This window comes from Mycoplasma sp. CSL7475-4 (genome assembly GCF_024834065.1).
Lineage (GTDB): Bacteria > Bacillota_I > Bacilli_A > Mycoplasmatales > Metamycoplasmataceae > Mycoplasmopsis.
The window spans coordinates 43,782-57,239 of sequence record NZ_JANUYA010000004.1 but is presented as its reverse complement, the minus strand read 5'-3'; the positions used below and the strand labels follow the sequence as shown (position 1 = coordinate 57,239).

General features: G+C 29.9%; 11 protein-coding genes. All 11 read left to right on the top strand.

Features of this window, described 5'->3' with window-relative positions:
- The first annotated feature begins 107 nt into the window (after positions 1-107).
- The 11 genes from secDF to NXS15_RS02185 all read left to right on the top strand — a co-directional run bounded on the left by secDF (position 108) and on the right by NXS15_RS02185 (position 13,367).
- Positions 108-2,744 (top strand): protein translocase subunit SecDF, encoded by a 2,637-nt coding sequence (secDF, locus tag NXS15_RS02235; RefSeq protein ID WP_396888598.1) that lies wholly within the window; start codon positions 108-110, stop codon positions 2,742-2,744.
- Positions 2,745-2,794: 50 nt separating this feature from the next.
- The gene (gene truB / locus NXS15_RS02230; RefSeq protein ID WP_259290244.1) at positions 2,795-3,637 is read left to right on the top strand and encodes a tRNA pseudouridine(55) synthase TruB; all 843 of its coding nucleotides are present in this window, start codon (positions 2,795-2,797) and stop codon (positions 3,635-3,637) included.
- A gap of 9 nt (positions 3,638-3,646) precedes the next feature.
- Positions 3,647-4,489, top strand: coding sequence for a YcsE-related riboflavin metabolism phosphatase (locus NXS15_RS02225; RefSeq protein ID WP_259290243.1), 843 nt, complete (start codon positions 3,647-3,649; stop codon positions 4,487-4,489).
- Positions 4,490-4,503: 14 nt separating this feature from the next.
- On the top strand, positions 4,504-5,370 hold the full coding sequence (locus NXS15_RS02220; protein WP_259290242.1) for an FAD synthase: 867 nt from the start codon (positions 4,504-4,506) through the stop codon (positions 5,368-5,370).
- Positions 5,371-5,449: 79 nt separating this feature from the next.
- Positions 5,450-6,442: an MsnO8 family LLM class oxidoreductase gene (locus NXS15_RS02215; protein WP_259290241.1), complete on the top strand. Its 993-nt coding sequence runs from the start codon at positions 5,450-5,452 to the stop codon at positions 6,440-6,442.
- Positions 6,430-6,771, top strand: a complete 342-nt coding sequence (locus NXS15_RS02210; protein WP_259290240.1) for a glycine cleavage system protein H — start codon at positions 6,430-6,432, stop codon at positions 6,769-6,771. The genes NXS15_RS02215 and NXS15_RS02210 overlap by 13 nt, the downstream gene beginning before the upstream one ends.
- 2 nt (positions 6,772-6,773) lie before the next feature.
- On the top strand, positions 6,774-7,649 hold the full coding sequence (locus NXS15_RS02205; RefSeq protein ID WP_259290239.1) for a deacetylase SIR2: 876 nt from the start codon (positions 6,774-6,776) through the stop codon (positions 7,647-7,649).
- On the top strand, positions 7,627-8,667 hold the full coding sequence (locus NXS15_RS02200; protein WP_259290238.1) for a lipoate--protein ligase: 1,041 nt from the start codon (positions 7,627-7,629) through the stop codon (positions 8,665-8,667). Before NXS15_RS02205 ends, NXS15_RS02200 begins: the two co-directional genes overlap by 23 nt.
- Positions 8,667-9,848, top strand: coding sequence for an NADH-dependent flavin oxidoreductase (locus tag NXS15_RS02195; protein ID WP_259290237.1), 1,182 nt, complete (start codon positions 8,667-8,669; stop codon positions 9,846-9,848). Before NXS15_RS02200 ends, NXS15_RS02195 begins: the two co-directional genes overlap by 1 nt.
- 98 nt (positions 9,849-9,946) lie before the next feature.
- Entirely contained in the window at positions 9,947-12,625 is a 2,679-nt protein-coding gene (ileS, locus tag NXS15_RS02190) for an isoleucine--tRNA ligase (RefSeq protein ID WP_259290236.1), read from the top strand.
- Entirely contained in the window at positions 12,618-13,367 is a 750-nt protein-coding gene (locus NXS15_RS02185) for a signal peptidase II (protein ID WP_259290235.1), read from the top strand. The genes ileS and NXS15_RS02185 overlap by 8 nt, the downstream gene beginning before the upstream one ends.
- Positions 13,368-13,458: the final 91 nt, after the last annotated feature.

The following is a 13,458-nucleotide window of genomic DNA, read 5'->3' as shown; positions in this document are numbered from 1 at the left end:
GTCTTTTTTCAGTAATTTTATTGAAAAATACCGTTGAATATCTTAGTTTATTGAAATTGAATTATTAATTATTTAAAATTAATACTTAATATATAATTTAAATAATTATGAAAAAAATAGTGCAATTTTTTAAAAACATATTTTCTGTTACTAATTGAAAAAAAATTTTCACCCTTAACAATTGAAAAAGGTGATTTCTTTCTTTTTTCATTGTGACTGCTTCAGTTACAACAGTTGCACTCGGAACAACTCTATATACTTCGAAGAATGTTAAAAAATCTATTAAGTATGGTGGTGGTCAAGAGTTCTTAGTTTCAATTGAAAATGAAGGCGATTCAAAAACCCCTGCTAGCGAGGTTGCACGTTCAATCGAAAATAGAATTGGCGATAGTAACAGTTTTAACGATGTTAGAGTCGATGTAGAGAGTGATGACAAACTTAAAATATCGAAAACCGGTGATTTGAGTGTAAAAGAGCGTCAAACTTTTGAAAATCTTCTAACAACTAAATCTACATTAATTTTTACTGATGTTTCAGGCCAACCACTTTTCAGAAATGGAGTGTTTGTTGAGCCGAATGATAGTAACAAAATTGTTTGAGATGATGTCGTTAATAATGAAGAAATACTAAAATCATTCGTTCCACCAATTAAAGGAGCACGTCAAAACTTTAATTCGTTTGGCAACAATAATAATTTTGTTGTTGATGTTACACTAAGCAATAAAAGTTCTGAAATTGAATGAACTAAAGCTACTCGTTACCTTTCGGAAAAACAACCAGGTCTAAATTTATTGTTAACATGATTAAATATTGATGATTTAATAAATATTGCACGTAGTGAATTTTCTAGTGAATGAATAAAAGCAAATAAGAATCCATATAATTTTGTTTATGTTAATGAAAACCCCGGTCAAAATGAAAACCCAGGAGTTTTAAAAACATATTCGATAAACGCTGATAATTATTTAATTAATAAAGTCGGTGTTAGTTCACCACTTAGAGGCGATAGTTTCAGTATACCTTCGAGTGCTAGAGGTGAAAGACTTTCTGATTCATCATCAAAAAAACTTGCTGAAAATATTAATTTCGGTATTGCTAAATACAACCTAAAAGTTGTTTCAAGTAATTTCATTAGTCCGGCCGAAACCAATGATGCATACATGTTATCATTAATAGCTATTGGAGTAATTTTTGTTCTAATAGCAGTTGTGTTGATAGTTAATTACGGCCTATTAGGTGCTTTAAGTACAATCTCAATGTCGCTATACATATTTATCACAATGTTGATGTTTACAGCTCTTCGGGGTGAATACTCACCGATATCACTTGCATCAATTATGATTGGGTTATTAATTTTCTTCAATTCAGTTGTTGTTACTTATTCTCGTTTAAAACAAGAGATATACCGAGGAGAAAAAATGCGCAAGGCACTAGCCACAACAATGCGTTCAACTCTTCCTACTCTCTTCGATTCTAATATCGTAATTATTCTAATTTCATTTATGTTATTTTATTTTGGGGCACAAGGTATTAGAACATTTAGCATAAGTTTGGTATTCTCAATTATTGGTGTTGCCACCTCTACTATATTGCTAACTAGATTTGTAGCAAGTATGATCGTGAATACTCAATTATTTACCAAAAAACCACAATTACTAGGTATTAGAACTAAAAAATTAGTCTTAAATAATCAAAGCAGACTTGCTAAATTAGATTTTATTTCTTATTCAAAATGATATTTAGTTGCTGTCCTGATTTTTGTTTTCATTGCCGCAATTGTTTTTGGTGTATTTGCTTACATTAACCATAATGTTGCTGGTGGATTTAATCGTGCATTGGAATTTCAGGGCGGAACTAATATTACAATTCAAGGTAGACAAGATTTAAACACAACTATCAATATTGAGCAAGCAACACAGATTAAAAATTACTTGATTAATAATGCTGTGGGCTTAGGTATTAACGATGTCAATGAAGTAATAAATCTAAGTGCATTAGACTCACAAAATAGTGCATATAGTGTTGTGATTAAAACAACACAGTCAATTACTCCAGAACAAATTAGTGCTATTAGAAACGGTGTTCAAGCTATTGCTGGTGTCGATATTCTTTCGTATGGTTTTAACTCACAATCAGCAATTGATTTTATGCTAAAAACTCTTTACGCTACTCTAGCAGCTTTAGGAATCATATTTATTTATGTCTTAATTAGATTTAAATGAACCTACGCACTTGGTGTATTAGTTGCATTGATTTTCGATATTATTTTAGGTATTGCCTTTGTTGCATTGACGAGAATTGAACTAAATACATTAACTATCGTCGCTTTTGCTGCAATCCTAATTGTTTCAATAAACGATAAAATTGTACTTATTAGCAAAATTAAAGAATTAATGTCATTGAGTTTCCATACTGATTTTGTTGAAAAAGAAGGCGTAGACGAAGTGGCTAATAGAGCAGTTCGTAGCAATATGAAACGTAGTATTTACTCGTTCTTAGCAGTTGTACTTATTGCTGGTGTTGTTGCTTTATTCATTTATCCAATAGATTATTCATTCACAATTACATTAATTTTTGGAGCATTTTCTAGCTTAGTATCTTCAATGTTCGTTACAATGTACATTTGAAATAAACTTGAAATTAAACGCCAAGCAGGAATTAAAAAACGTTTCAAAAATAAATATTGAGTATTGCCAGGTGTCGATGAACAAACATTCCCGGGCATCAATGACTTTATTGCTTAATTATTTTCAATATCGCTTCGGCGATATTTATTATTTTAAGGAGACCAAAAATGTTTTTTTTATTAAATAAACCCAAAGGTATATCATCGTTTAAACATATTAAAAATTTTCAACACGAACTAAAAATAAAAAAATGTGGTCATAGTGGTACTTTAGACCCGCTAGCGTCAGGTTTGTTGTTAATTGCTACTGACGAAGACACAAAGTTACTGCCTTATATCGCAGATAAACATAAAACATACATCACTACTATACAATTTGGCAACTCCACTTCTACCTATGATGCTGAGGGGGAAATAACGAATAGATCAAGCAATCTTTTTACTGAAAAAAACATTGAAAAAGCTCTGCAATGACTCAAAGAACAAACATCACAAATTCCACCGGTTTTCAGTGCTAAAAAAGTCAATGGCGTGCGTAGTTATGATTTAGCCCGCAAAAATATTGATGTAGAATTAAAGCCACAAAAAATTGAAGTAAGCGATGTTGAATTTATTGACTTTGATTTTGCAAAACAACAGTTAAAAGTTAAATTAAGAGTAAGCAATGGAACCTATATTAGATCATTAGCAAATGATCTAGGTTTAGCTTTCAATACTTATTCATTTATGGCGGAACTAGAAAGAGTTGAAATTAGTGGTCTTGAGAAAAATATTTTAGCAAATCAAAATTATATTGCTATAATTAATATCCTTCCTTTTTTGAGTATTGATTCATTGGAAGTAAATTCAGAGCAATTAGACAATTTAAGTAAAGGAAAAATAATTACTTATATTGCTAATGATGGTGAATATGTGCTTTACAATAAATCGCAATCAAAATTGGCTCTAGGCATTGTTGAAATCAAAAACAATTATTTAAAAGTAAAAAAACTTTTCGGTAATCGTTTGTAAGGAGTTAAGATGACTAAAACCAAACTAAAAGCTAACATTAAATTGGCTGCATTTGATATTGATGGAACTTTATTGCCATATGAACAACTAGAATTTAGCGATAATGTGACAAAAATGTTTAAGGCATTAAAAAATAGTGGTATTTACAGCGTTTTGGCCACCGCCAGAGAGTTCATTACCATCGGAGAATTAATGAATAAAACACCCGACTTAGACTATTTTATTGGTGCTAATGGTATGTTTGTTTACGATCTTAAAAAAGAAACAATAATTTACGAAAGAACAATATCATTGCATGATCTACGTATAATTTACGAGGCTTTAAAAACAATTCCTCAGTCAAGGGGACTAACTATTACTGATTTAGATTGATGTTATCACACACCTGGCATGAACTTAGATACTTGATTTTTGAGACCACACCACGCTAAAATGCGTCCTATGGACTTTGAAGCTATCGACAAAGAACACTTACATATAATCACAATTCAAACAAATAATCAAGAAGAAACCGACATTGTCGTTAAAGAGATTAAAGCAATTATTGAAGAAAATAATCTAGATGTTGAAATTAATTCAACATGACATCGTGGTTTGTTTATTTGCCCAAAAGGTGTTACTAAATCACACACTATTGACTGATTAGCAAATCATTTAAAGTTGAGTAATACACACAATGTTATTGCTTTTGGAGACAGTTCAAACGATGTTGAAATGGTTTCAAATGCTGCTTGAGGTGTTGTTATGGAAGAAGCTGATGAATCATTGAAAAAATTAGCAAATGATATTGCTAAAAGTGTAAAAGTTGATGGTGCATATTTAAAATTAAAAGAATTAGAACTAATTAATTAATTTATAATATATCTATGTCTTTATATATATATAACTTAAAAAATTTACCTAAACTCAATAAACCAATCTTTATGATTGGTTCTTTTGAGTCATTTCATGCAGGTCATAATTTATTGTATGAAAAAGCAAAAGAAATTAATTCAGACATAAACAATCCTCGTGATATAGTTATTGTTTATTTTAGCGATGTTGAACAAATGCCTAAAAATGCCGGCAAGAAATTTACTGACCACATGTTTAGATTGAATTCATTTGCTCATCTTGGGTTTAAACACGCATTGAAATTAGACTATAAGCTTATTCGTGGTTTAAGTCCAGATGATTTTATAGATTTAATCATTGATAAACAAGACGATTTTGATATTGTTATCGGAGCGGATTTTAAATACGGAATTAATGGTAGCGGCGATGTTAAAACTCTAAAAGCGAGATTTAAAAATAAAATTCATTCAATTGATATTATGAAATTGAATAATGAACAAAAAGTTTCTACTTCATTTATAAAAGAGGCATTAATTGCTGGCGATATTGATTTAGTGAATTTATTAAACCTTTACAAATACGGTTTTAATGCTCGAGTTTATAAGCAAAGCGATGTCCTAAATATTGAATTTGATCAAGATTTAGTTCCTATGCGTCCAGGAGTCTATAGCGTCAATATAATTATTGAAGACACATCATATTATGCTTTACTACTTATAACAAATGATAACAAGCGTCAAATTGAAATGATAGACTTTCAATGAACATCATTATCTAAACATGAGTGTCAAATAATTGTTCATTCATTCCTACGTCCTTTCTTTATAAATTCGCAACAAGAAAGCAATGATGATGACTTTAAGCGAGCAAAAGAATACTTTGCATTTTTATTGAAATAAATATTCCTAAAAACACTATTTTTAAATAATTAAATAGTGTTTTTTTTCATATTTTCCCGTGAGGTTTATAATTCATATTATGAAGTTAGGTGTATTAGAACATGGGTTATTAACCAAAGAAAAAAACTATAAAAAAACATATCAAGAAATTATTGATTTGTGCAAATACGCTGAAGAATTAAATTATGATTCTTTTTGAGTTAGTGAGCAACACAATGTTAATGCATTGATTATTTCTTATCCACTTATACTTCTAAATCATTTGGCCAATCACACTAGCAAAATCAAAATCGGTTGTGGGGGAATAATGTTAAAAAATTATCAGCCATATTCAATTGCTGAGCAAATTAACACATTGAATATACTAAACCCTAACCGATTTATTTTTGGTTTTGGTAGCAATCCGGGCACTGACGAGGTTCAAACATTGTTTAACTCACAAAATAGTGAAAGTTACAATAAAAAGATTGAAAAAGTAGTCCATTTTCTCAATAACAAAAACAATGAAACTATTAAAGTAAATCCGAAAAATGACAAAGCGACTACACCTGTATTGTTAATTACCTCAGAACAAAGTGCAATTTTTGCTGCTGAAAATAAATTTGACATTATTTACGGCTGATTCTTAAATCCATCAATAATATATTCTCAAATTGTTATTGATGCATATATAAAAACTTACGAAAAAAAATGAGGAACAAAGCCTACTAATATCGGAGTTTGTGTGAATGTTGTTAGCGGTTCTAACGAAATTGAAGCCGAGCAAAACAGAAAAACTCTTGCCGCTTTTAGAAAAGGCTCTAACAATTGAAACGAATTCGAATACTATCCTGAGTTTGCTGATTTAAACGAAGAAAAATACGTCAATGATACTGATTTTCAAAGATTTTATAGAAATATATTTGTAATTAACTCAGTTGCTGATGTTAAAGGCCTAGATCAATTTTGCAAAAAAATTAATGCAAATCACTTGTTACTTTTACCAACTATGTCGAAACAACAAGATAGAAAATTAGCATTAAAATATGTTGCAGATTTTTATAAAGAAACGGAGAAAAGATGAAAAAAATAGCAAAATATCTAATTATTGAAAAAGTAGAATCAAATTTATATTACTTAAGAATGACTCCTGAAATGCAAGATGATATCGGTACAATTGGATTTTTACAATTCAAAAACACTGATAAAGCAGAATTAAAAGCAAATGATGAATTTGCATCACTTGAAGCATCTAAAGCAGTCTTAACATTGAAAATGCCACTAGATGCTAAGGTTGTTGAATGAAACGAAGCTGCCAAAACTGATCCAAAATTAATTAGCTCAGCAGATGATAAATTAAATTGAATCATGAAACTTTCAGATATTGAAAAAGATGTTTTTGAAGCTTTAGAAGACTTTTAATTATGTGAAATAACGATATTAAAAATAATAGTGAATTACTAAAATTGATAAACGAAGCAGATGCAATTGTTTTAGGTATTGGTTCAGGTATGACAAGTGCTGACGGAATTGGTTATACTGGTACAAGATTTGAGCAAAACTTCAGTGATTTTATTGAAGAATTCAAATTTTTAGACATGTTGCAGGCGAGTGTTTATCATTTTGATGATATACAAAATTACTGAGCATTTCACAGCAGATTTATGGAATTAAATTACTTTAATCAGCCTGCTAGCCACAGTTTTATAAATTTAAAAAAATTTTTAGATAACAAAAACTTTTTTATTATCACCACTAATTCAGACAACGCTTTAGAAGCGGCGAATTTTGACGATCAAAAAATATTCTACATCCAAGGTAAATACAATTTATTGCAATGCAAATCAATGTGTCACAATAAAAGATACTCAATGGATGATGCGGTAAAGGAGATGATTATTAAACAAAAAAATATGAAGGTTCCTTTAGATATTATTCCCCGCTGTCCGATGTGTGGTGATTTTTTAGAAGTCAATAAAAGATTAAAAGAAAAAGGCATGGTAGAAGACGAACAATTTTTTGCCGAAAAGAAACGTTATCTAGATTTCATTGATAAACACAAAAACAAAAAAATATTATTTTGAGAAATTGGTGTTGGTTATTCAACACCAATGTTAATTAAACATCCATTTTGAGATATGACTCAACAATACAAAAATTCTTTATATATTGCAATGAATAATCGTAGTTACCGTATCCCTAAAGAAATAAAAGATCGAACAATTGTTGTTAACACTGATATAAGAGAAGTTATAGATTACTTAGTAAAGGAACAAAATGATTCTAGTAGAACCAATTAGAAATGGTAAATATATTAAAGATGGTGCTTATTGATTAGCTATTCAAGTTTGAGCAATGAATAACCTAAAATTGGATGATACAATTGTTTTCCCTGGTATCGTTGATCCACACGTACAAATCGGATATTTTCAAAATCCTGAAGTCGAAGTTAATTTTAAATATCTACACGATAAAAAGATTGACATAGTCCGTAGAAATACAGGCGGCGGAGCTATTTATATTGATTCAAATTCATGCAATATTTGCTATCTTATACCATTTAAAGACAATGAGTCAATCATTGGCAACTTTCAAAAATTTTACGACCCGACAATTAAAATTTTAAAAGATATGGGAGCAAAAAATGTTACCCAAACTGGCAAAAATGATTTAACTATTGACGGACGAAAAGTTTCTGGTGCAGCAATGATGCTGGTTAATGATGTAATTTATGGCGGCAACACATTGCTTTATAACGTTGATTATGATGCGATGATTGACATTTTGAATCCAAACCGAAAAAAAATCGAGTCAAAAGGCATCAAATCTGTGAGACAAAGAGTCGCTGCACTAAGCGAGTATTTAGATGATGAATTTAAAAACTTAGATATTTTTGAGTTTAAAGACATTTTTATAAAAAGATTATTTAATACAGATGATTTATCTAAAGTAAAAAGATATGAATTGAGTGAAAAAGATTGATCTGAGATTGATAATTTAGTAAATACAAGATACAAAAATTGAGATTGGACATTTGGATTAAGCCCACGTTATTCTTATAACAGGGACGCAAGATTGTCGATTGGTACTGTGAATTTTTCAATAGATGTTGAGAAAAGCAAAATTGAGAAAATTAAAATTTCAGGTGACTTTTTCACTAAAAAAGATCTTTCAATTTTAGAGAATAATTTATTGGGTGTTAAAATGATTCGTGAAGAATTGGCGAAGGCGTTTGAAAAAGCAGATTTTCAATCATATTTCTTCAATGAATTAAACGTTAATGAGATTGTTGATATTATTTTAGATGAGGTTGAATAATGAGTAAATATACTGAACTTTTTAAACCACTGACAATTAATGGTTTTGAGTTAAAAAATAGATTTGTTCTTTCGCCAATGACATTGAATTTAACAACTATTGACGGTAAAATGACACCACAAGAAATTGCCTATGCTAAACGTCGTGCTTATTCAGCACCTCTTCAAGTTACTGGCGGTGCGTATTTTGATGATTTTGGACAATTATTTGAATTCGGATATAGTGCAAAAACTGATGATGATATTGAATCATTAACACAATTAGCTAACGCTATGAAAACTAAAGAAAATAGAGTTATTTTACAATTAGCTCACGCTGGTAAATTTGCGAAAATTGCGTTAAAAAAATTCGGCTACACCTACGGACCTTCAGAAGAACACAATAATTGACCTTTTAAACATGATGTATACGAAATGAGTATTGACCAAATTAAAAACGTGGTTAAAGCTTATTCTGATGCCGCAAAACGTGCCATTAAAGCTGGTTTCAATGGTATTGAAATCTCAATGGCACAAAGACTACTGATTCAAACATTTTTCAGTAAAATTGTCAATAAACGTAAAGATATTTATTCGGCTGAAAATTTTGAAAACCGTTCAAGATTGGCGCTAGAAATAGTGAGTTCAATACGTGATGTTATTGACAAATACGCACCTAAAGATTTTATTTTCGGTTTCAGAGCAACTCCTGAAGAAACATATGGTGGCGAGTTAGGTTATACAATAGATGAATTTAACCAATTAATTGATTCTATAATTGAAAAAGGAAAAATTTCTTACCTAGCAATTGCTAGTTGAGGACACGACATATATTTGAATAAAGTTCGTTCAGAATCAAAACACAAAGGTGAATTAGTTAATAAAGTGATATACGAACATGTTAATGGTCGTATTCCTGTTATATCTAGTGGCGGGATAAATACTCCTGATAAATGTCTTGAAGCTTTCAAATATAGTGATTTAGTTGGTTTGAGTTCAGTGTTTGTAGCTGATCCTGAATTTGTCCAAAAAATTGAGCAAAATGAGATTGAAAAGATTGAATTAACTGTTAAAAAAGAACAGTTAGCTCAATTGGCAATACCAGAAAATTCATTTGCCGGCGTTGTCAATATGTTTGGCTATTGTGAAACAATTCCGAGCGAAACATTGAATATTCTTGAGACAAATGCTAATAATAAATAATCAAACAGCAAGTTAAAACTTGTTGTTTTTATTTTAATGTTTATATTAATATTAATTTTTAATATAATTTTAGATATTAATTAACAATAAGGAGTCATATGTCAGAAAAAAATTACAAAGATACACTTAATATGCCGAAAACAAATTTCGAAATGAGGGCTAATTTAGTTAAAAAAGAACCTGAGTATCGTGAAAAATGATTACAAAATGAGCTATATCAAAAAGTATTAGAACAAAATAAAGGTAACGAAAAATTTATACTGCATGATGGGCCTCCGTATGCAAATGGTAATTTACATATAGGTCATGCACTGAATAAAATTTTAAAAGATATTATTGTCCGTTACAAATCGATGAATGGTTTTTATTCTCCATATGTTCCTGGATGAGATACTCACGGTTTACCAATTGAACACAAAATGTTGCAAGATGCTCATTTAAGTAAAAATGAATTATCGCCACTTGATTTACGTAAAAAAGCCAAAGAATACGCTTTGAGTCAAGTTAATATTCAAATGGAACAATTTAAACAAATGCAACTTCTTACTGATTTCAATAAGTATTATGTTACACTTGATCCAAAATTTGTGGCGCAACAACTTCGTTTATTTAAAAAAATGGTTCTGGATGGACTTGTTTATAAAGGTTTAAAACCTGTATTTTGATCTCCATCGTCACAATCTGCACTTGCTGAAGCCGAAGTTGAGTATAAAGATATTGATAGTCCTTCTATCTATGTTGCATTCGAAATTACTAAACCGGTCAATGATAAATTAAAACCGGGAGATAAATTAATTATTTGAACAACAACACCATGAACTTTAATTGCTAACGCCGGTGTTGCTATTGGGGAAAATTTCGATTATTCACTTGTTGAATTCGAAGGGCAAAGATATGTTATTGCGACAGAATTGGTTGATAAAGTAACTCATATTTTTGACTGAAAACAATACAAAACAATTGAAGTTTTAAAATCAAAAGATTTAGTCGGCACTATTTATACCAGTCCAATTAATTCTAATGAAGCTCCAGTAGTTATTGGACACCATGTTATTCTTGAATCTGGTACAGGTTTAGTTCATATTGCCCCTTTATTCGGTGAGGATGACTTTTTAATTGGGCAAAAAAACTCATTAAATATGATTATGCATATTGCTGATGATGGAAAAATTAATTCTGAAGGTGGCAAATACGAAAATCAATTTTATTCAAAAGCTGATAAATCAATAACTGAATATTTAGAAGAACAAAAATTATTGATCCACGCAACAACAATCAATCACTCGTATCCTCACGATTGAAGAACTCACAAACCAATCTTATTCAGAGGTACTCCACAATGATTTGTTTCTATTGACAAAATTAGAGATGAAATTTTGGCTCAATTAAATAAAGTTAATACTTACCCTGAATGAGCTAAAAAACGTTTAACAAACATGATTCAAAATAACCATGATTGAACTATTTCACGTCAAAGAACATGAGGTGTTCCGTTGATTATTTTCTATGATCAAGACCAAAAACCAGTATTTAATGCACAAATTTTTGATCATATTATTGATTTAATAGAAAATAACGGTGCTGATATTTGATGAGAAAAAGAAGCTGATGAATTGCTACCAGAAGAATTTAGAGGCAAAGGCTATACTAAAGAAATGGATATCATGGATGTTTGATTTGACTCTGGATCTACTTCGTTGGCTGTTGAAATCGACGAAAACGTTGAACCGCCATATGATTTATACCTTGAAGGTAGTGACCAATATCGTGGTTGATTCAATTCATCGTTAATAAACTCTGTTGCTTTTCGCTCTGTTCCACCATATAAAAACTTAATGTCACATGGTTTTGTTTTAGACGGTAAAGGCGAAAAAATGTCTAAGTCAAAAGGAAACACTGTCGATCCATTAAAAGTTATTGCTAAACACGGTGCAGATATTTTACGTTTCTGAGTAGCTAATAGTGAATACACTAATGACATTACAATTTCTGATTCAATCTTGACACAAAATTCTGATTTATACAGAAAAATAAGAAACACAATTAAATTTATGCTAGGGAATTTGGATGGATTCCAATATGACCCTAATTTACCGAGAAAAGGCGTGCATTTATTCATCAAAGAGCAATTAGAGCAAATTAGAGCCAATGTTTTAAAATCTTTTGACGAGTTCAAATTTATCAATGGAATAAAATTAATTAATAATTATGTAATTGAGTTATCTAGCTTTTATTTAAACTTTACAAAAGACATCTTATATATTGAAGAAGTTGACTCAATTAACCGTAAAATGACCCTAACTAATTTTTATGAGATTGTTGAATTTCTAATCACTATTTTGGCCCCTATTTTACCGACAACAACTGAAGATGCATATGATAATTTCAATAAAGAAAATAAACAAATTTCTGTACATCTTGAAAAATTACAAAGAGAAAAAGAGGTTGATGTTGAAATTATTGAACAATGAAATGAGTTTTTTGAGCTTAGAGATGAAGTTAATTTAGCCATTGAAAGTGCTGTTAAATCAGGTTTAATTAAAAGAAGTAATGAAGTTAAGTTAACCTTAAAACCAAAATCAAAATTCATTGAGTCACTTGATTTAAAACAATTATTAATGGTTGGTATTGTTGAGTTTGGTGAAGAGTTGAAAATTGAAACATTTGACTCTGTAAAATGTGAGCGTTGTTGAAATCACTTTATTCCAAATCATGTAGTTGATGGTCTATGTTCATTATGTACAAGAGTAATGAATATCAGAGGTAAAAATGAGTAAAGAAGTTGACGGTACAAAAGTAAAACCTAAAAAAACATGAAAAGAACGCAAACAGGTCATTAAAGACTTATTTACTAGTGTCAAAAATTACACAGTAAAAAGATGAAAAGAAAATAAAAAGAAAATACTTATAAAATATGCAGTCTTTTTATTGATTGCTTTTGCAGCTTACTTCATAGACCAATTCACTAAATTTCATTTTTACCCTGGTGAAGCTCAATATCAAGCATATGAAGAAGGAAATATAACCTATGTTTATCAAGGCGCTTTCCTTGGAATTCGTCTGGTGCCTCATCATGGTGTGACTATTATTCCCTTTAAAACTAATGCTGTTATTATCATTGTTCAAATAATAAGTGTTTTAGTTTTATTAACTTTCACTATATCTATTTTCTTTTTAGACTCATTTTTATGAGTAACTATTATTGCTTTACTTATGGCCGGCACGGCGGGTAATATGACCGATAGGTTTTTATGAGATGGAAATGTAAAAGACATTTTATATCTACCTTACTTTGAAAAAGTAACCAAACGTGATTTAGGTACTTTTAATGTAGCCGACCTGCTAATTATTATCTCGATTTTAATATTAATTGGTTATCTAATAATTTCTTTATTTACTGAATATTTTAGAGAGCAAAAAGAGAAAATTGATAAAAATAGCGATCAAGATAGTAACACTGATGCTAATCAAAAAGTTAATCCATCAAATAATCAAAATCAACATAATTTAGTTTCCTAACTTGATTTGTGATTAAACACCAACAATCTTTTGTGGTTTGTTGGTGTTTTTTTGTAATTTTTCAATAAATTGATTGCGAAAATAAAAAAAA